Origin of the sequence: Polynucleobacter sp. AP-Capit-er-40B-B4 (assembly GCF_018882245.1) — a bacterium.
Taxonomy (GTDB): domain Bacteria; phylum Pseudomonadota; class Gammaproteobacteria; order Burkholderiales; family Burkholderiaceae; genus Polynucleobacter.
Window position 1 is genome coordinate 95,603 of record NZ_JACVOV010000004.1, and the last position, 20,743, is coordinate 116,345.

A 20,743-nucleotide genomic window follows, 5' to 3' on the forward strand; every position below is an offset into this window, starting at 1 on the left:
TAGTTTAGAGAATTTGCTACTTCAACGGGGGAAATTCTCAGTAAAAATTCTGTCTAATCACGTAAAGCATTGAAATATCGGTCTTTTATCCATAAGGCAACCGCAACCAAGCCAATCATGATGGGCACTTCAACCAGAGGACCAATCACTGCAGCAAATGCCGCCCCAGAATTAATGCCAAATACAGCTATGGCAACTGCAATGGCAAGTTCAAAGTTATTGCTCGAAGCGGTAAAGGATAAGGTGCAGCAGCGTTTGTAATCCATTCCCATCTTAGTCGTTATAAAAAAGGTAATCACAAACATCACACCAAAATAAACGAGCAATGGAATGGCAATGGTTAAAACGTCGCCAGGCAACTGCAGAATCAACTTGCCCTTCAAGCTAAACATCACAACGATTGTGAATAACAAAGCAATTAAGGTGATCTTGCCAATCTTTGGAACAAAGTGTTCGTGATACCACTCTTTAGAAACGAACTTGAGCGCCACATACCTAGTGAGCAAGCCAGCAATACAGGGAATACCTAGGTAGATAAAGACCGTTTTGGCTATTTCTGAAATAGTAATACTGACATTAGAGCCAGCCAATCCGAAGAATGGCGGTAACACTGTTAAAAAGAAATAGGCATACAGGCTAAAGAACAAAACCTGAAAAATGGCGTTGAATGCAACTAATCCAGCCGCATACTCAGTTGAACCTTTGGCAATATCATTCCAAACAATGACCATGGCGATACACGGTGCGATACCAATCAAAATTAGACCAGCCATGTACTCTGGTTGATCGGGTACAAATGTAATCGCCAGAATGAACATAAATGCTGGAGCTACGATCCAGTTCATCAAGAAAGCAATTGCAAAAATCCTTTTATCTCTAAAGACATCCGGCAAATCTTCGTAGCGCACCTTTGCAAAAGGTGGATACATCATCAAAATCAAACCAATGGCGATAGGGTAATTAGTGCTACCCACCTGAAATGAATTGATAAAGCCCTCTACCCCAGGGAAGAAATATCCCAACCCAATACCCAATGCCATAGCAGCAAAGATCCAAACCGTTAAGTAGCGATCTAGAAAAGATAGTTTTTTAGTTAGTGAAGTCATAGCGCTATTTATCTCTGTGCGTGAATGTTCTTCAGACTCAAAGAGTCTAATTTGTCTAATGGCATTGCAGCCAAGATATCGATGCGCTTTTTGAGGCCGTTCATGACTTCATTAAAAGCAGCTCTCTTTTCTATATCAGTGCCCTGAACTCGCGATGGATCTGGAAAGCCCCAGTGCGCCGTTACAGGATTACCTGGCCAGAATGGGCAGACCTCACCCGCAGCGTTGTCGCAAACAGTAATGATGAAGTCCATCTCTGGGGCATTAGGCTCGCCAAAAACATCCCAGCTTTTGGATTTGAGTAAGGTGCGGTCCATACCAAGTTCTACAGCGATATCTGCCGCAATCGGATTAACACTGGTTCCAGGTGTAGATCCAGCTGAGAAGCCCCTTAGCTTTCCACTGGGGTGAGTCGAGGCTAGGGCTTCCCCCAAAATTGAGCGTGCTGAATTATGGGTGCAAAGAAAAAGAATGTTGTATTGCTTCATGCAGATTTAGACCTTTTTATTACTTTGACAGAGCTGCAGTCTTGCCCACCACAGCAGTTTTCTAATAAAAATTCACTGAGATTTTGTACAAGTTTGGCATTGGGGCGATAAATTAAATTCCTACTCTGCCTCTCAACTATTAAGAGGTCCGCATGCACCAGCTCCTTGAGATGAAAACTCAAAGTAGCGTTCGGAATGCCTAATTTCTCAATAATTTGGCTTGGCGTTAGGCCAACATCCCCACGTTGCACAATCAAGCGAAAGACGTTAAGCCTAGACTCTTGGCCAAGGGCCAGAAAAGCTTGAACAGCATCTGTATTTTTCATATTTCCAATTATATAGAAATATATGACAGCAATATTACAGGCCGCTAGGGCCTGTAAATACTCTGATGCTTAGATTGAGTTTGGTTCGCTCTTTACTTTTTGAGCTTGCCAAACGCCGCTGCCATCGCATTATTCATGGGTGGCGCTTGTCTTCTATCTTCTTGGGGCTTTCTAGGTTCAGCCGCTCTGGGACGGTTTGGGGCCCTTAGTTCTGACTTTCCGCCTGCCTTAGATCCTTCTCTTGGCGCTTCATCGCTCAAACGCATTGTTAAGGCGATACGCTTGCGCTTTTCATCCACCTCAAGCACTTTAACCTTAACGACCTGCCCTGCTTTAACAACACTATGCGGATCTTTTACAAAGGTATTAGAGAGCCCTGAAATATGCACCAATCCATCTTGATGCACGCCAATATCGACAAAGGCGCCAAAGGCCGCTACGTTAGTAACAACCCCCTCCAAAATCATGTCTGTTTTTAGATCGCTGATTTTTTCAACGCCGTCTTTAAAAGTTGCGGTAGTAAATTCAGGACGCGGATCGCGACCAGGCTTTTCCAATTCTTTAATAATGTCAGTCACTGTTGGGACACCAAACTGACCGTCGGCATACTTTTCTGGTGAGAGTGATTTCAATAAGCTTGCATCACCAATCACCTCTTTTACACCCTTCTTAATATCTTTCAGAATCTTTTCAACCAGTGGATAGGATTCTGGATGGACTGCAGAGGCATCTAATGGATCATCGCCATTCATAATGCGCAAGAAACCCGCAGCCTGCTCATAGGTTTTCTCTCCAAGTCGTGGGACACTCTTGAGATCCGCTCTGGACTTAAATGCACCCTTGCTATCGCGATAAGCCACAATGCCCTCAGCCACAGTTGAGCTTAGCCCAGAAACCCTTGCCAGCAATGGCGCAGAGGCTGTATTTACATCAACACCAACCGCGTTTACACAGTCCTCCACAACCGCGACCAATGATTTGGCCAATTGAGTTTGCATCACATCATGCTGATACTGACCCACACCAATCGATTTAGGATCGATCTTGACCAACTCTGCAAGTGGATCTTGTAAGCGCCTGGCGATAGATACTGCGCCACGCAATGAAACATCCATGCCTGGCAATTCTTTTGAAGCGTACTCAGATGCAGAGTAAACAGAAGCACCTGCCTCAGAGACAACAATCTTAGTCAGCTTTAACTCAGGCTTTGCCTTAATGAGCTCTTGAGCTAATTTATCGGTCTCGCGCGATGCCGTGCCATTACCAATAGAGATGAGCGTTGCATTGTGTTTCTCAGCTAACTTAGCCAGGGTATGCAATGAACCCGCCCAATCATTCTTTGGCTGGTGAGGATAAATCACATCGGTATCAACCACTTTGCCGGTGGCATCAACGACTGCAACCTTCACACCAGTTCGCATTCCGGGATCAAGACCAATCGTTACTCTAGGGCCAGCTGGAGCGGCCAAGAGCAGGTCTTTGAGGTTACGGGCAAATACATTGATTGCCTCGGTTTCTGAGCGTTCACGCAAGGCAGTCATGAGTTCTGACTCCAGATGTAAGGAGCACTTAATACGCCAAGTCCAGCGCACGGTATCTGCTAACCATGCATCAGCTGGGCGGCCATCATTTTTAATCTTGAAATGATTAGCAATACGATTCTCACAAGGATTGTGAGGTGAATCCCATTTGGGCTTTTCTTCTTCAGAATCTAAACGCAAGCTCACCATCAACATTTGCTCACGGCGCCCCCTAAATAAAGCTAATGCCCGATGCGATGGAATGGCTTTAATGGGCTCGGAGTAATCAAAGTAGTCTGCAAACTTTTCGCCCTCCTGCTCTTTACCGGCAATCACTTTAGACTCTACTACGCCGTGGTCTTGCAAATATTCCCTTAAGGACTGAACTAAGCCTGCATCCTCAGCAAAACGCTCCATCAGAATTTGACGGGCGCCTACGAGAGCGGCTTTGGTATCAGGTACTCCAGGGTTATTTGTACCATCCACGTCAAATGCTTCTTTAATATATTTAGCGGCTTCTGTTTCGGGATCCAAATTAGGGTTAGCGAGTAAATCATTTGCCAGCGGCTCTAGGCCAGCTTCCAAAGCAATCTGCGCCTTCGTTCTGCGCTTGGGCTTGTAGGGAAGATAAAGGTCCTCTAAGCGAGTCTTATCCTCTGCCAGCATGATGGCTTTGAGTAATTCTGGCGTCATCTTGCCCTGCTCTTCAATTGAGGCAACGATTGTTTTGCGACGGTCTTCTAATTCACGAAGATAGCCAAGACGCTCTTCCAATAAACGCAATTGCGTGTCATCCAAACCACCGGTTGCTTCTTTGCGATACCGGGCGATAAAAGGCACAGTTGCACCCTCATCCATCAAAGCGATGGCAGCCGCTACTTGGGCGGGTTTAGCGGAAAGTTCTTGGGCAAGACGTTGTTCAATGGATGGCAGCATTTATTTAGTTTTCTTACTATGTTGCGTTTCTATTTTTGGAATATTGGTATTGATTGAAGAACAAAAGCCACCCGTAGGTGACTTTTGTTGTGCAGCTAAGCTAGCTTATTCGCGTGAGGCTTTTTTACGCTCATGCTCCTTGAGGTAGCGCTTACGAATACGAATACTCTTCGGCGTTACTTCAACCAACTCATCATCATCAATAAATTCAACAGCGTATTCCAGGTTCATAGCGATTGGAGTTACCAAGCGAACCGCTTCGTCAGTACCAGAGGCACGAACGTTGGTTAATTGCTTGCCCTTAATAGGGTTCACAACCAAGTCGTTATCACGACTATGAATACCAATGACCATACCTTCGTATAAAGGATCGCCAGGACTTACAAACATACGACCGCGGTCTTGTAACTTCCACAAGGCGTAAGCAACTGCTTCACCATCATCTTGGCTAATCAATACGCCGTTGTGGCGCTCACCCAAGATACCGTCTTTAGCTGGTGCATATGAATCAAATGTATGGCTCATCAATCCATTACCACGGGTCATGGTCATGAAATCGCCTTGGAAGCCGATCAAGCCACGTGCAGGAATGCGGTACTCGAGACGTGTACGACCTTTACCGTCGCTCACCATGTCGAGCAATTCACCTTTACGCTTGCCCAAGTCTTCCATCACGGCGCCTTGAGTTGTATCTTCAACGTCAACGGTTAAGTTCTCGTATGGCTCCATCTTCACGCCATCTTCCTCGTGGAACACAACGCGTGGACGAGAAACCGCTAATTCGTAACCTTCACGACGCATTGTTTCTACCAAAATAGTGAGATGCAATTCGCCACGACCAGACACTTCAAATACGGTGTCATCATCAGTTTCTTTAACGCGTAAAGCCATGTTTGACTTCAGCTCGCGATCTAAACGTTCACGAATCTGGCGGCTAGTAACGAACTTACCTTCACGACCAGCCAATGGGCTAGTGTTCACCATGAAGTTCATGGTCAATGTTGGTTCGTCAATCTTGAGCATTGGCAATGCTTCTGGAACGTCTGGCGCGCAGATTGTTGTTCCGATAGCTAAATCTTCAATACCGTTTACTAATACGATGTCGCCAGCTTGCGCTTCGTCAACGATTTCGCGCTCTAAGCCACGGAATTTCAGCACTTGATTAATGCGGCCTTTGCGTTGAACGCCATCAGGACCGTCCATAAACACAACATCCATCAAAGGCTTTACTGTTCCGCGGTTAACACGGCCAACACCAATCTTACCTACGTATGTGCTGTACTCAATCGAGGTAATCTGCAACTGCAAAGGACCTTCTGGATTGTCATCGCGAACCGGAACATGCTTTAACACTGTGTCAAATAATGGACGCATATCACCTTCACGTACATCATCGGTCAAACCAGCGTAGCCATTCAAACCGGAAGCGTAAACAACCGGGAAGTCCAACTGCTCTTCAGTTGCGCCTAATTTATCAAACAACTCAAAGGTTGCATTGATAACGTAATCAGTACGAGCGCCTGGGCGGTCAACTTTATTAATAACAACGATTGGTTTCAAACCTAAAGCCAAGGCTTTCTTAGTTACGAAACGGGTTTGTGGCATTGGGCCCTCAACCGCATCCACTAAAAGCAATACACCATCAACCATGGAGAGTACGCGTTCCACTTCACCACCGAAGTCCGCGTGCCCTGGGGTATCAACGATGTTGATATGTGTGCCGTCATACTCAACCGCACAGTTCTTGGACAAAATAGTAATACCACGCTCTTTTTCCAAGTCGTTTGAGTCCATGACGCGTTCGGTCATTTTTTCATTGGAGCGGAATGTGCCAGATTGGCGCAAGAGTTGGTCAACCAGAGTAGTTTTACCGTGGTCAACGTGGGCGATGATGGCGATGTTACGAAGTGCGCGTTTAGTCATGTGAAGCTTCTAAAGTTAAAGATAAGTAAAAGGGTTATAAATAATGTTTAATGTGCCTGCGAAATTAAACGTTTTGGATGTAAAACTCCAGAGCGCCAATCGGCGGTACCAATAAAGTTATGGGGAGCAGCAGTTGCGCGATAGATGCGAACCAATGCCTCGATAGAAGGTAAATTGAGCGGAACACGTTGCCCCATCTCCAGACGCTTAGCTTGTTGCTCATCCACCGTGAGGTGTGGCAAGGTTTGCAAGAGAGCGTCTACTGGCAATATATAGTCAGCAGTATTTTGCAGACCGCTTTGGATTGATTCAATCGTAAATGACTGTTCGAGAGTTAGGTGCCCTACTTCAGTACGGCGCAAGCCTACCAAATGCGCACCACAACCTAGAGCATTACCAATATCCTCAGCCAGGACACGAATATACGTACCTTTGCTACAGCTCACCTCTAATGTAGCTTCTGGCCAGTTGACGTTAGTCCAGCGAATGGAGTGAATCACGATGTCACGTGGCGCACGCTCTAACTCAACACCAGCACGGGCATATTCATACAAAGGTTTGCCATCGCGCTTCAGTGCTGAATACATTGGTGGCACTTGAGAAATAGCACCTGTAAATTTAGGCAGTAGCGCGTCTAAGGCGGACTTCATTTCTACTTCGTTTGCAAATACTGGCAAAGGTAACTCTTCGATCATCTGACCTTCAGCATCGCCAGTATCGGTACGCGAACCAAATTTCACTTGAGCAATATACGTTTTGTCTGCTTCGAGCAAGTCTTGCGAATACTTAGTGGCCTCACCCAAGCAGATAGGCAACAGGCCAGTAGCCATCGGGTCTAAAGTACCGGTGTGGCCTGCTTTATCCGCGTTAAAAGCACGCTTAACTGCAGTCACTGCACCCTGTGAACTCATTCCAGCCGGTTTATCTAGCAGCACTACGCCGTCGATTCTGATAGCCATGAATTACTTAGTCTCGTCTTTTTGATCGCTCTCGACTGCCTGATCGATCAAACGAGACATTTCTATGCCATGCTCAACTGAGCTGTCATAGTGAAAATGTAATGTAGGCACTGTATGAATGTGCAAACGTTTAAACAGCAATGAATGTAAGTAGCCCGCTTTTTCCTGAAGTGCTTTTAAAGCATGCTCAGGCTCTGCACCCAAAACGGTAAAGAACACTTTTGCATGCGCTAAGTCAGGAGTGAGTTCAATACTTTGCAAAGTAATCAAACCCAAACTTGGGCTGCGCAATTCACGGGGAATGAGCTCGGCCAGGTCTCGCTGAATTTGATCAGCAAGACGCTGGTTACGATGCGGACTAGTCTTATGCATATTGCTTAGAGCGAACGAGCAACTTCAGTGACTTCGAATACCTCAAGTTGGTCGCCTTCCTTAATGTCGTTGTAGCCTTTTAATGACAAGCCACACTCAACACCGGCACGAACTTCTTTAGCGTCATCTTTGAAGCGCTTGAGAGAGTCCAACTCACCAGTCCAAACAACCACGTTGTCACGCAAGAGGCGAACACTTGAAGTACGTTTAACGATACCGTCAACTACCAAGCAGCCCGCAATCGCGCCAACTTTAGATACCAAGAAGACTTGACGAATCTCAACGAGACCGGTGATTTCTTCTTTCTTATCTGGAGTCAGCATGCCACTCAGAGCCAATTTCACTTCATCAACTGCGTCGTAAATGATGTTGTGATAACGAATATCTACACCATTGTTTTCGGCCAACTTACGCGCTGCTGCATCTGCACGTGAGTTAAAGCCAATAACCACTGCTTTAGAAGCAACTGCTAAGTTCACGTCAGTTTCAGTAATGCCACCTACAGCAGCGTGAACGATTTGCACTTTCACTTCTGGAGTGGAAAGCTTCATCAGTGATTGAGCCAAAGCTTCTTGTGAGCCTTGAACGTCTGCCTTGATGATGAGCGGTAACAATTTAGCCTCAATTGCGCCTTCTTCCATGTTTTCCATCATGGTTTCAAGCTTGAATGCCTGTTGTTTGGCCAACTTCACATCACGGAACTTGCCTTGACGGAACAATGCAATCTCACGAGCTTTGCGCTCATCAGGAACCACTTGCACTGCCTCACCCGCTGCAGGCACTTCAGACAAACCTTGAATTTCTACAGGAATAGAAGGACCAGCTTCATTACACGGCTTGCCGTTCTCATCCATCATGGCGCGAACGCGTCCAAATGTAGAGCCAGCCAACAACATATCGCCACGTTTGAGAGTGCCAGACTGAACCAATACAGTTGCAACCGGACCCTTACCTTTATCCAAGCGAGCTTCGATTACTAGACCTTGAGCTGGTGCATCTTTTGGAGCCTTGAGTTCCAGAATTTCAGCTTGCAAGAGAACGTTCTCTAACAAAGCATCAATACCTTCACCGGTTTTTGCAGATACTGGAATAAATGGCACATCGCCACCGTACTCTTCAGGAACAACCTGCTCTGCAACCAACTCTGTTTTAACGCGCTCAGAATTTGCTTCTGGCTTATCAATCTTATTGATTGCTACAACCAAAGGTACGCCACCAGCTACTGCATGATGAATCGCTTCTTTAGTTTGTGGCATCACGCCGTCATCAGCAGCTACCACCAAGATTACGATATCGGTTGCCTTAGCACCGCGAGCACGCATTGCCGTAAAGGCTTCGTGACCCGGAGTATCCAAGAACGTAATCATGCCACGTGGAGTTTCAACGTGGTACGCACCAATATGCTGAGTAATACCACCAGCTTCACCAGTAGCTACTTTTGCAGCACGAATCTTATCGAGCAACGATGTTTTACCGTGGTCAACGTGACCCATCACCGTTACAACTGGCGGACGTGGCAATAACTCTGCATCATGACCGTCGGTACCGAGATCCAAATCTGGATCATCTAGTTTCGCAGCAAAGGCTTTGTGACCCATCTCTTCAACAATGATCATTGCAGTATCTTGATCAAGTACTTGGTTGATGGTGACCATTTGGCCCATACCCATCAACAACTTAATTACTTCTGCACTCTTCACTGCCATTGCATGAGCTAGCTCAGCAACAGTAATCGTTTCTGGAACATGAACATCGCGTACTACTGGCTCAGTAGGCACTTGGAAGTTGGTGTCGACGTTTGCTTCAGCGATTTGACGCTGCTTCTTACGACCGCCACCTGAACGCCAACCACCAACACCTCCAGATGAATCACCACGAGTTTTTAAGCCGCCAGGTTTCTTAGCGCCTTCTTCTTGCCATGTGGATGATGTTTCTGAAGATTTAATAGTCTTGCCGCCCACTTTGGCAACAGCCTTCTTCTTATCATCAGCACCTTCAGCTTTTGCAGGCTTATGCAAAGTGCCTTTTTTCGCTTCTTCAGCAGCAATTTCACTTGGTGCCTTCAGAACACGAGCAGGAGCACTCATCATGTCGCGAATTGCTAAAGCCTCGGCTTCAGCAGCTGCACGGCGTACACGAATATCTGCTAATTCTTTTTCTTTGCTTGCTGCTAAATCTTTTGCAGCTTTATCAGCGGTCGCTTTTTTCTCTGCAGCAGCTGCTGCAGCATCCGGAGCCTCATCTACAGGAGCAACTTCTTTCGCCACTGGAGCAGCAACTTCTTTTTGACGCGCTTCTTCAGCCGCTTTCATTTCTGCTTCTTGACGAGCTAGCAACTCAGCTTGGCGAGTAGCCTCAGCTGCGCGTTTTTCTAACTCTTCTTCAGAAATAACTGGTTTAGCTGGCGCAGCTTTAGCTGCCGCTTTCGCTGGAGCTTCTTCCACTGCTGGCTCAGGAGCTTTGTCGCCCGCCTTAACGAGCACGCGCTTTTTACGTACTTCCACTTGCACAGTACGAGTACGTCCAGCAGAGTCTGCTTGACGAATCTCTGAGCTCTCGCGCTTGATTAAAGTAATCTTTTTGCGCGCGCCTGTATCAGCGCTACCATGCGCTTTTTGCAAGTGCTCGAGCAGGACAGTTTTGTCCTTCTCGGTAATGCTGTCGTCCTCAGAACCTTTTTCGATACCGGCCGCCTTCAGCTGCTCCAAGAGGTCGGGCGCGGTACGTTTTAATTCTTTAGCGAGTACTTTTACTGTTGTTGCCATGCACTACTTCCTCTCATGAAGTAAACCAATGTTCGCGCGCTTTCATGATGAGCGTTTTCGCAGTTTCTTCGTCAATTTGTGTCGCCTCAACCAGCTCATCAACAGCTAGTTCTGCAAGGTCGTCACGGGTATGTACTTGATTGTCAGCAAGCTTCGCAATCAACTCTGTGGTCATTCCTTCTAAGGAACGCAAGTCTTGTGAAACTTCGCCAATACGTTCCTCTTTTGCCAACTCCATTGTCAGCAAGGAATCACGAGCGCGAGTACGCAACTCATTCACAGTGTCTTCGTCGAATGAATCGATTTCTAACATTTCAGACAATGGCACGTAAGCCACTTCTTCTAATGTGTTGAAGCCTTCTTCAATCAAGATATCAGCCACTTCTTGGTCTACGTCCAATTTGTCCATAAACAATTGGCGTACAGAAGAAGCTTCTTTTTCAGTTTTCTCAGCAGACTCTTCAGGAGTCATGATGTTGATCTGCCAGCCAGTCAAATCGCTCGCCAAACGAACGTTTTGTCCGCTACGGCCAATCGCGATTGCCAAGTTCTCTTCATCAACTACAACATCCATGGCGTGACGCTCTTCGTCAACCACGATAGAAGAGACTTGGGCTGGAGCCAAAGCACCAATCACAAACTGCGCTGGGTCTTCAGACCACAACACGATATCTACTGCTTCGCCAGCTACTTCGTTACGCACTGCTGTAACGCGTGTGCCACGAACACCAACGCAAGTACCGATTGGATCGATACGCTTGTCATAAGTAATTACGGCAATCTTCGCGCGGATACCAGGATCACGGGCAGCACCTTTGATCTCTAACAAACCCTGCTCCATCTCTGGAACTTCATTCTCAAACAACTTAATCAAGAAATCTGGGCAAGTACGTGAGAGTTCGATTTGTGGGCCACGTGCTTCGCGATCCACTTTAAGGATGTAAGCACGTACACGGTCACCAGAACGTAAGTTCTCTTTTGGAATCATTTGATCGCGACGCAGCAATGCTTCGACACGACCGGATTCAATGATGAGACCATTTTTGTCTGCACGCTTCACGGTACCGGTCATGACTTTTTCGCCACGCTCAAGATAGTCGTTCAAAATTTGCTCGCGCTCAGCATCACGAATGCGTTGCAAGATCACTTGCTTAGCAGCTTGTGCGCCGATACGACCGAAAGCTAAAGATTCGATTTGCTCTTCGATATAGTCGCCAACTTCCATGTCAGCAAGTTGCTCTTGAGCTTCAAATTGCAGAATCTCTTTATCAGGCTCTTGCAAACCGGCTTCGTTTGGAACTACCAACCAGCGACGGAAGGTTTCGTATTCACCAGTTTCGCGATCAATCGAAACGCGGATATCCACATCTTCTGTTGCATAACGCTTCTTGGTCGCAGAGGCTAAAGCCATCTCCAACGCCTCGAAAACGATAGCTTGATCAACGTTCTTTTCACGCGCTAACGCGTCTGCCAACATGAGAACTTCTCGGCTCATGACTTTCTTCCTTTGAAATCAATAACAGGGACCAACCGAGTCTTATCGACCTCGGCTAAAGAGAACTCCAATTGAGAAGGCTGACCATCAGCACCCTCAAATACCAAACCAAACTTTGCATCCGGTGAATTCAATTCACCACTCAGCAAACCTTGCAACTCACCACGAAAATTCTTGCGATTACCAACAGCAACACGCAACTTCAAATCCACCTGCATTCCAGCAAAGCGCTCAAAATCAGCGGCAGTTTTAACTGGACGATCCAGTCCTGGAGAGGAAATCTCTAAGCGCTCATATGGAATGTTTTCAACCGGTAGGGTGTAGCTCAATTGATGGCTCACCTTCTCGCAATCCAATACCGTAATCAAGCGCTCGTAATCTGGGTTTTCAATCGTGACGCGCAGCAAACCCCCGGCTTCACGCTCAATCTCAACTAGCGTGTAACCTAAGTTTTCCAGCTCTGCAGAAATAACCTGCTGATCCTTCACGACACCCCTTCATACCAAAATGGCAAAAAAAAATGGGCTTCAAAGCCCATATTCTCGAAATTCAGAACAGGCCGACTTACGTTGATCGCAACATCAGTCGGTAACTACTAAAAACAGCAGAATCCTGCTGTAAGACCAAAATTATAGCCTATTTGGCAGAAAACCGATACAAATCAGAAGCTTTCGCCCGGATTACGCGGTTTTCTGGGTCCTTTATTAAACGGTTTACGCCCCTTTGGTGCACCTCTTTTGGGCCCATTTCCGGGGCTTTGAGGGTTTCCAGTCACAAAAGCAGACTGTCCATGATGGACTTTGCCGCCTTTACTGCGATTTTGACCTTGACCGCCCTGACCGCCCTGACCGCCTTGGCCACCGCGACCACCTTGACCGCCCTGACCTGGTCTACCACCTTGGGTACGACCACGGAAAGGTCCGCGCCCATCACCAGAACCTCCGCTACCACTAGGTTTTCCGCCTCTGCCCTGATGAGTCAAGCCGTTATGACCGCTAGCAAGGGTCAAAGCATCACGGGAGCCCCAATAAGAAACCGAGGTTTGCATTGGATCAGGCTGAAAATCTTCCCCCATAGGGCGACGATCACGACTGTTTGGATTAGGGTTGCGACCCTTATCTTGTGGCTGCGGCATTTTTAAGCCTGCAGACTTCATCAAGTTATAGATGCCGCCAGCTTCAATCTCTTCCCATTTGCCACGACGTAAGCGTGGGGGCAATAAGAAAATGCCGTAACGAGTTCGGATTAGGCGGGATACCACATGACCAACCGCCTCAAACATACGACGCACTTCGCGATTACGGCCTTCATTTAAAGCAACGTGATACCAACGGTTAGCACCTTCGCCACCGCCCATTGCTAGGCGTAAGAATTTGGCTTGGCCATCATCAAGCGTAATACCGCTCTTTAATAGCGCTGTATTTTCTTGACTCAAGTCGCCCAAGATGCGCACTGCGTATTCACGCTCAACACCGTATCGCGGATGCATCAAACGATTCGCCAATTCACCTGAAGTAGTGAACAGCAATAAACCTTCAGTATTAAAGTCCAAGCGGCCCACTGCAATCCAGCGACCTTGACGTGGTTTTGGCAAACGATCAAATACGGTTGGACGACCTTCTGGATCGGACTGGCTCACGATCTCACCAGCAGGCTTGTGATACATGATCACGCGTGGTGGCTTAGTCTGAATCTTGCGATGCACTGGCTTGCCATTAATGCGCACTTGATCTGTTGGCCCAATACGTTGACCAATATGAGCTGGCAATCCGTTTACAGAAACACGTCCTTGAATAATCAAGTCTTCCATATCGCGACGTGATCCCATGCCAACGTCAGCCAATACTTTATGTAACTTAACGGTGTCTTCGTCATCAGCGTCGTCATCTAGACCATCAAGGTCTGACCACACTTCATCACGCAAACTTAAAGGCAAATCATCTACGTTTGCAAATTGCAAGCTACTCACTTCATCTTCAGTTGGCGCATCCGGATCTTCATCTTCGCGCGAACGTTGTGCGCGTTGTGCGCGACGCTCTGCTCCAGTTTGATGAGAGATTTCACTCTCATTTACTCCATCAGGATTTTTAACTTCTTCAACTTCCGGGGCGTCCAGAGCTGCATCAAACTCGCCAGATACTACTGAGGCAAATAAAGCTTCGCTCTCAGCTGGGTTAGGGGCTAATTTGGCAGATTGATTGCCATGATTATTGCCGCCTTCACGCGGGCCATTTCCTTCACCACTTTCGCGGCGTGGCCGGTCTTTATTAAAAGGACGCTTCTTATTGAATGGGTGTTTACTGCCACCAGCACCTTGACGGCGTGGGCGACGATCACCACGTTCTGTGCGCTCTCCACTTTCGCTCTTCTGACCATCAGCGTTCGATGGTGCAGAGTCTGCATTAGATGGGGTTGCCGATGGATTTACTACCGGGGATGAATCGTTTTCGTTAGAGCTTGTCATTAATAATTATTTTGTTTCGTCTGGTTTGTCTTCAGACTCAGGGGTATCTTCTTCGGTAATTTCTTCTGTTACTTCAATCACTGTTTCTTCTACAGTGATTTCAGTGATCTCTTCAGATTCGTTCACTTCTTGCGCATCTGCATCAATGATGACTGTCTCTACAGTTGCAGATGGATCAAATTCCATCACTGCTTGGCCTAATTGTTCTGCGGCTGCCATTGGTGCCGCGTCTTCCAAAATAGGAAGGCTTTGTAAATTAGTCAGACTGAGGTCATCTAAAAATTGTTTAGTGGTTGCGTATAAACCAGGACGGCCAACTGTTTCTTTATGACCAATCACTTCAACCCAACCGCGATCTTCTAACTGCTTCATCACGTTACTGCTAACCGCCACACCGCGAATCTCTTCAATCTCACCACGAGTCACTGGCTGGCGATAAGCGATGATGGCCAAGGTCTCCATTACTGCACGCGAATACTTAGGTGGCTTCTCAGGTGTGAGGCGATCGAGATACTCACGCATCGACAGACGGCTCTGAAAACGCCATCCCGTCGCAATATGCACCAACTCCATACCCTTATCGTCCCAAGCACGTTGTAGCTCTACCAAGGCTTCATCGATATCTGCCGTAGTGATGTCTTCAACAAACAGGCGAGACAAATCAGCAACGGTGAGTGGCTCCTGTGCGCACAGGAGGGCTGTTTCAATTACGCGCTTATTGTGATCGTCCATAAAAGTCGGGCTACCAGGAATCATCCTGACTAGGCTTTAAAAATGTATTTAGTAATGGGTTTTGGTGTTCTCTAGCGACTACGGACAATCCATCTCATCAGTTCTTATTGGAATATGTCCGCGCTGAAACGAAGTCCTTTTCGTTCACCTTGCGCCCATTATAAGGTAGGCTCAATACAATAGCCACATGCATAAGAAATCCACCAAACCCCCTTTTCCGGTATCTGATGCCCCCGTCTATATGGAGCGTCGCAAGCTTCTAAGCCTTGGGATTGGCGTAGGTACCATGCTTGGGGGTGTGGGCTTGAGCTCTTGTAGCCTGATGAGCAGCAAAAAACCCGTTGTTGGCTTGGTTTTGGGGGCTGGAGCCGCCCGAGGCTTCGCTCACGTAGGTGTTATCAAGGCTTTAGAGGCCCAAGGCATCAGACCCGACATTGTGGTTGGCAGCAGCGCTGGTAGCGTGATTGCCACCTTATTGGCCTCAGGAGCCACGGGCAACGAACTCAATCGTTTGGCCCTCAACCTAGATGAGGCCACTATTGCTGACTGGGGACTCCCTTTTGCTGGACGCTTTGGCGGCCTCATTAAAGGGGATGCCCTGCAAAACATGGTGAACCGAGAGGTGCAAAACAAATCCATTGAGCAAATGCGCATTCCCCTAGGAATTGTTGCCACTGAATTGCAGTCAGGCAAAGGTGTTTTATTTAGAACGGGTAATACTGGTTTAGCAGTACGCGCCTCTTGCAGCGTACCGGGTGTTTTTCAACCAGCAGTGATTAGCGGCAAAGAATATGTAGATGGCGGCTTAGTGGCGCCGGTACCTGTCAGTTATGCAAGGCAAATGGGTGCAACTTTAGTGATTGCGGTCAACATTTCTTCTGAGCCAGTTCACCAAGATGCCAGCGGAACTCTTGGTGTTTTACAACAGACCATTTCCATCATGCAACGAAGCATCAATCAGTACGAATTGAAAAGTGCTGACATTGTGATTCAACCGCAATTAAAACAAATGGGTGGCGGGGATTTTAAATCCAGAAACGCAGCCATTCTTGCGGGGGAAGCTGCAGCACAAGAACAAATGGCGCTCATTAAGGAAAAGCTGAAAGGCTAATAGATGTAAGGCTTAGCAGCCTTGTTGCCTTAAAGATTGCGTGACTTACGCTTGAGATTTTTTACTTCGTTGAGAAGTTCTTGACGCTCTGAATCATTGAGATTATCACTGCCATCTAAACGGCGTGCGCCATCAAAACGCTTATCCCAGTAGAGACTACCGAGATCATCCACTCTGACATTCGTACCTTTGGAAGGCGAATGAATAAATTTGTTATCGCCCACATAAATACCAACGTGAGAGAAAGTTAAACGCATGGTGTTGAAAAATACGAGGTCGCCTGGCTGCAATTCTTCACGAGTAATTGGTTTGCCAACACGACTCATTTGAGTAGATTTACGTGGCAATAAAAATCCAAGCTTGTCTTTAAAGACGTAACCAACAAAACTACTACCGTCTAATCCAGATTGTGGCAGTTCTGTATCCCAGCGATAACGCACGCCAATCACTTCCATGGCGCGGTTGATTAACTCTTCAGATTTACCTGTAACGGTATCAGCCAATCGATCAGAAACGCGCGCAATGTATGAGCGTCCTGCTTGGAACATGCTTTCTTTGGGCACAGCCGCATCTGCATTTGCCTCGACCACAGGGTCTACCGCATAAGCGGATACGCAAATGAATGCGCCTAGGCCAAAGCCTAGGAGTTTAGAAAGCATTGTTTTTTTCAATGACATCAGATCAGTTTAACAAAGAACCCTTAATTTACCAAGCCTTCAATTTAGACCCAAGTCCTTGTTTATAAAGATTAATTTTCACTAAATGAGGGCAAATGCACCAATTTAGCCCATTTAACAAGAGTTTGACCCCCCTCTTAATCCTACTAAGTCAGCTCGGCAGCTGCAAAAAGTTCTTTGGTATAGGTTTGGCGGGGGTGCTTAATAAGGGTTTCAGTATCACCGAACTCCACCACTTTGCCACCCTTAAGAACCATGACCTCATGTGACATAGCTCTAATCACCGCCAAATCATGGCTAATCATCAGGTAGGCCAAGTTGTACTTTTTCTGCAGCTCGGTCAATAAGGCGAGTACCTGTTTCTGAATAGAAACATCTAGCGCGGAGGTGGGCTCATCTAGAACCAAAATTTGGGGGCGCAGGATGAGTGCTCGTGCAATCGCAATACGTTGGCGCTGACCACCAGAGAATTCATGGGGATAACGCAGCAGCGCAGATCGATCTAACCCAACCTCTTTAAGCATATCCACCACGCGAGCTTCACGTTCTGCTGTCGACAGTTTTGGAAAATGGACATCCAAACCTTCGGAAACGATTTGCAGCACATTCATGCGTGGTGATAGAGAGCCAAAAGGATCCTGAAAGATCACTTGCAAGCTGGAGCGTAGCGCTCTTCTCTCCACTGGTTTGAGTTTCTGCCAATCATTGCCGAGCACATCCACATCGCCAGATACTTCTGCTGCTGAGTCGCCCAATAGCCCCAGGACGGCCATACCCAAGGTTGTCTTTCCAGAACCAGATTCACCAATCACGCCAATGGTTTGGCCCTGCTTTAGCGAGAAGCTGACTTTTTTCAGAACCTTATGTGGTGGCGCTTTTTTAAACCAAGACACCGATTCGGAGCTTGGGTAGGCTACCGATAGGTCTTCTGTTTTTAGCAGGACTGGCGCCAAAGGCATCAGTGGCGCCAAGTCACGCACAGGCTCGCTATTTACCAAAGCGCGGGTATATGGATCTTCGGGATGTTCGAACACCTGCTTCGTTGAACCAGACTCCATCAGATTACCCTGGTTCAAGACAGCCACACGCTGTGCAAAGTGTTTCACCAGATTGAGATCATGGGTAATTAATAAAATTCCCATGCCGCCATCATCTTTAGATTCTTCTTGCAACTCTTTGAGCAAATCCAAAATCTGCAAACGCAAACTGACATCCAGTGCTGTTGTTGGTTCGTCCGCAATAAGAAGGCGCGGCTTGCATGCCAAAGCCATGGCAATCATCGCGCGCTGTCGCTGACCGCCAGAGAGTTGATGTGGATAAGAGTGAAAACGGCGCTCAGGTTCGGGAATGCCTGTCTTGCGCAGCAAATCAACCGCAGCATCCATCGCATCTGCTTTCGAGATTAATGGCTGATAAATCTGTACTGCTTCAATAATTTGATTGCCCACAGTAAACAATGGATTCAAAGCCGTCATCGGCTCCTGAAAAACCATGGCAATTTCGCGGCCACGAATCTCTCGAATATCCTGAATAGACATGGATAGCAAATCGACTTCGCCCTTTCCATCTTTTCTATTCCAGAGAATCTTTCCAGAAACTTTTGCACCTTCCGGCTCAAGCCTCAATGGCGCTAGCGCAGTCAGAGTCTTGCCAGAACCTGACTCACCAACGAGGGCAACACGTTCACCTATGCCGATTTCTAAATCAAGATGATTAACGGCAAATTTTTCGCGGCGACCTGTTCCAAAAGAAATACATAGATCTTCATAGCGCAGCAAACTCATGAGCGACCTCCACTCATCAACCCTGCTTTACGAGAATCAAATGCGTTACGCAATGCCTCGCCCATAAAAGTCAATAACAGTAAGGTTGCCACCAAGACCACAAAGGTGGATAAAGAAATCCACCAAGCATCTAGATTGCTCTTACCCTGAGACAACAACTCACCCAAGCTTGGTGTGCCTGGAGGCACTCCTAAGCCCAAGAAATCCAAGCTTGTCAAAGAGAGGATGGCCGCACTCATGCGGAATGGCAAAAAGGTAATTACCGGCGTCAAGCTATTAGGCAAAATATGGCGCCACATAATCTGCACATTAGTCAGACCTAATGCACGCGCCGCACGGACATACTCAAGTGCGCGATTACGGAAAAACTCAGCACGAACATAGTCCGATAAACCCATCCACCCAAAAGCAGCCAACAAAATAATGAGTAAGGAAACGCTAGGGTTAAAGATCGAAGCAAAAATAATGAGCAAGTACAACTCTGGCATAGCTGACCAAATCTCAATCAGTCGCTGAGAAATTAAATCAAACTTACCACCAAAGAATCCCATCAGGGATCCAGTAATGATGCCCACGCTGACACCAACAATGGTGAGCGCTAAACCAAAAAGAATGGATAAGCGAAAGCCGTAGATCAAACGCGCCAGCACATCGCGCCCGCGATCATCCGTCCCCAACCAGTTCTCCAAAGACGGTGGTGCCGGATTGGGTACTTTAGAGAAGTAATTAAGCGTCTCATAGCTATAGTGAATCGGTGGATAGATTGCCCAGTTGCCGTTGCTCGTAATATTTTGACGAATATCTGGATCTAAGAAATCAGTTGGCGTAGCAAAGTCTCCGCCAAAAACCGTTTCTGGCTGGCTCTTCACGATCGGAAAATAGAAATGGCCTTCATAGCGAACCACCAAAGGCTTGTCATTGGCAATCAACTCGGCACACATCGATAAACCGAAGAGCACCATGAAGATCCACAGGCTGGCATAGCCCATGCGACTATTTTTAAAACGTTGCCAACGATTCATGAGCCCCCTCCCGCACCGAACTGAATGCGTGGGTCTATGTAGACATAGCAAAGATCAGAAATCAACTTCGTAAATAAACCAATTAAGGTGAATAAGTACAGGGTGCCAAATACGACTGGATAGTCTCGGCGCATCACTGACTCGTAAGAAAGCAAGCCAAGCCCATCCAAAGAGAACAAAGTCTCTATCAATAAGGAGCCTGTAAAGAATGCGCCAATAAACGCTGCAGGGAAACCTGTTACCAATGGCAAGAGCGCATTACGGAAGACGTGCTTCCAGAGAACTTGTTTTTCTGTAAGTCCTTTTGCTCGTGCAGTCAGAACGTATTGTTTACGAATCTCTTCTAGAAATGAATTCTTGGTCAACATGGTCACTACTGCAAAGCTTCCCAGAACGGATGCGGTAATTGGCAATACCAAATGCCACAAGTAATCCATGACCTTACCAATGAGGCTGAGATCACTCCAGTTATCAGAAGTTAAGCCTCGTAGCGGGAAGATCTGTAAGAAACTTCCTCCACCAAAGACCACTAGCAATAGGACGCCCAACACAAATCCCGGAATCGCATAACCCACAAGGATCATGCTGCTAGTGATGGCGTCAAAGCGTGAGCCGTCTCGTACCGCTTTAGCAATACCCAAAGGAATAGAAACTAGATAGGTAATAAAGAAAGTCCACAAACCGATGCTGATCGATACCGGTAATTTAGAAACCACTAAACGCCAAACACTTTCGTGCTGGTAATAACTTTGACCTAAATCGAATCTGGCAAAGCGGCCCAACATCATGAAATAACGCTCAAGAGGCGGCTTATCAAAACCATATAAAGCTTTTACTTCCTCTAGGCGTTGCGCATCCACGCCTTGACGACCACGATAGGTTGCACCAGAGCCCGATGACTCTGAGCCCCCTGTGGCTGCACTACCTTTGCCTTTTAACTCCAACACCATCTGCTCTACTGGACCACCAGGAACAAATTGCACTACGGCAAAGGTCAGAGTTAATACACCCAAGATCGTTGGGATCATCAGAAGCAAACGCTTGAAGATGTAGGCGCGCATTT

Annotated in this window: 17 protein-coding genes; 1 reads left to right on the forward strand and 16 read right to left on the reverse strand. The window is 47.0% G+C overall.

Translation table 11 applies throughout. The features are described 5' to 3' along the window. Nucleotides 1–53: 53 nt before the first annotated feature. The 12 genes from arsB to scpB all read right to left on the reverse strand — a co-directional run bounded on the left by arsB (nucleotide 54) and on the right by scpB (nucleotide 15,086). Complete coding sequence (gene arsB, locus ICN19_RS09740) at nucleotides 54–1,106, reverse strand: ACR3 family arsenite efflux transporter (protein ID WP_216247498.1); 1,053 nt, start codon at nucleotides 1,104–1,106, stop codon at nucleotides 54–56. A gap of 8 nt (nucleotides 1,107–1,114) precedes the next feature. Beyond that, nucleotides 1,115–1,594 carry an arsenate reductase ArsC gene (locus ICN19_RS09745; protein ID WP_216247500.1) on the reverse strand — a complete coding sequence of 160 codons (480 nt, stop codon included), beginning with the start codon at nucleotides 1,592–1,594 and terminating at the stop codon, nucleotides 1,115–1,117. Then, on the reverse strand, nucleotides 1,591–1,920 hold the full coding sequence (locus ICN19_RS09750; protein WP_216247503.1) for a helix-turn-helix transcriptional regulator: 330 nt from the start codon (nucleotides 1,918–1,920) through the stop codon (nucleotides 1,591–1,593). The genes ICN19_RS09745 and ICN19_RS09750 overlap by 4 nt, the downstream gene beginning before the upstream one ends. 92 nt (nucleotides 1,921–2,012) lie before the next feature. Further along, on the reverse strand, nucleotides 2,013–4,376 hold the full coding sequence (locus tag ICN19_RS09755; protein ID WP_216247505.1) for a Tex family protein: 2,364 nt from the start codon (nucleotides 4,374–4,376) through the stop codon (nucleotides 2,013–2,015). 105 nt (nucleotides 4,377–4,481) lie between these two features. Further along, complete coding sequence (typA, locus tag ICN19_RS09760) at nucleotides 4,482–6,299, reverse strand: translational GTPase TypA (protein ID WP_068323346.1); 1,818 nt, start codon at nucleotides 6,297–6,299, stop codon at nucleotides 4,482–4,484. 47 nt (nucleotides 6,300–6,346) lie between these two features. Continuing rightward, complete coding sequence (gene truB, locus ICN19_RS09765) at nucleotides 6,347–7,258, reverse strand: tRNA pseudouridine(55) synthase TruB (protein WP_216247507.1); 912 nt, start codon at nucleotides 7,256–7,258, stop codon at nucleotides 6,347–6,349. 3 nt (nucleotides 7,259–7,261) lie between these two features. Further along, on the reverse strand, nucleotides 7,262–7,630 hold the full coding sequence (gene rbfA / locus ICN19_RS09770) for a 30S ribosome-binding factor RbfA (protein WP_068323359.1): 369 nt from the start codon (nucleotides 7,628–7,630) through the stop codon (nucleotides 7,262–7,264). A 5-nt stretch (nucleotides 7,631–7,635) separates the two neighbouring features. Then, entirely contained in the window at nucleotides 7,636–10,395 is a 2,760-nt protein-coding gene (infB, locus tag ICN19_RS09775) for a translation initiation factor IF-2 (protein ID WP_216247509.1), read from the reverse strand. Between the two features lie 13 nt (nucleotides 10,396–10,408). Continuing rightward, a complete protein-coding gene (gene nusA / locus ICN19_RS09780) occupies nucleotides 10,409–11,890 on the reverse strand; it encodes a transcription termination factor NusA (protein WP_215361312.1) in 1,482 nt (493 codons plus the stop codon). Further along, entirely contained in the window at nucleotides 11,887–12,378 is a 492-nt protein-coding gene (gene rimP, locus ICN19_RS09785; RefSeq protein WP_215346625.1) for a ribosome maturation factor RimP, read from the reverse strand. Before rimP ends, nusA begins: the two co-directional genes overlap by 4 nt. Nucleotides 12,379–12,551: 173 nt before the next feature. Beyond that, nucleotides 12,552–14,354, reverse strand: a complete 1,803-nt coding sequence (locus tag ICN19_RS09790) for a pseudouridine synthase (RefSeq protein WP_216247511.1) — start codon at nucleotides 14,352–14,354, stop codon at nucleotides 12,552–12,554. A gap of 6 nt (nucleotides 14,355–14,360) precedes the next feature. Further along, on the reverse strand, nucleotides 14,361–15,086 hold the full coding sequence (gene scpB, locus ICN19_RS09795; protein WP_255537001.1) for an SMC-Scp complex subunit ScpB: 726 nt from the start codon (nucleotides 15,084–15,086) through the stop codon (nucleotides 14,361–14,363). Nucleotides 15,087–15,372: 286 nt separating this feature from the next. On the opposite strand from scpB, the gene ICN19_RS09800 reads away from it, so the two are divergent. After that, complete coding sequence (locus tag ICN19_RS09800) at nucleotides 15,373–16,197, forward strand: patatin-like phospholipase family protein (RefSeq protein ID WP_255537004.1); 825 nt, start codon at nucleotides 15,373–15,375, stop codon at nucleotides 16,195–16,197. Between the two features lie 29 nt (nucleotides 16,198–16,226). Here the strand turns inward: ICN19_RS09800 and ICN19_RS09805 are convergent, their stop codons facing one another. The 4 genes from ICN19_RS09805 to ICN19_RS09820 form a co-directional block, all read right to left on the reverse strand. Continuing rightward, nucleotides 16,227–16,874 carry a C40 family peptidase gene (locus ICN19_RS09805; RefSeq protein ID WP_216247518.1) on the reverse strand — a complete coding sequence of 216 codons (648 nt, stop codon included), beginning with the start codon at nucleotides 16,872–16,874 and terminating at the stop codon, nucleotides 16,227–16,229. Nucleotides 16,875–17,020: 146 nt separating this feature from the next. Continuing rightward, the gene (locus tag ICN19_RS09810) at nucleotides 17,021–18,658 is read right to left on the reverse strand and encodes an ABC transporter ATP-binding protein (RefSeq protein WP_216247521.1); all 1,638 of its coding nucleotides are present in this window, start codon (nucleotides 18,656–18,658) and stop codon (nucleotides 17,021–17,023) included. Continuing rightward, a complete protein-coding gene (locus ICN19_RS09815; protein WP_216247522.1) occupies nucleotides 18,655–19,680 on the reverse strand; it encodes an ABC transporter permease in 1,026 nt (341 codons plus the stop codon). The genes ICN19_RS09810 and ICN19_RS09815 overlap by 4 nt, the downstream gene beginning before the upstream one ends. Next, the gene (locus ICN19_RS09820; protein ID WP_205627523.1) at nucleotides 19,677–20,741 is read right to left on the reverse strand and encodes a microcin C ABC transporter permease YejB; all 1,065 of its coding nucleotides are present in this window, start codon (nucleotides 20,739–20,741) and stop codon (nucleotides 19,677–19,679) included. The genes ICN19_RS09815 and ICN19_RS09820 overlap by 4 nt, the downstream gene beginning before the upstream one ends. Nucleotides 20,742–20,743 lie beyond the last annotated feature (2 nt).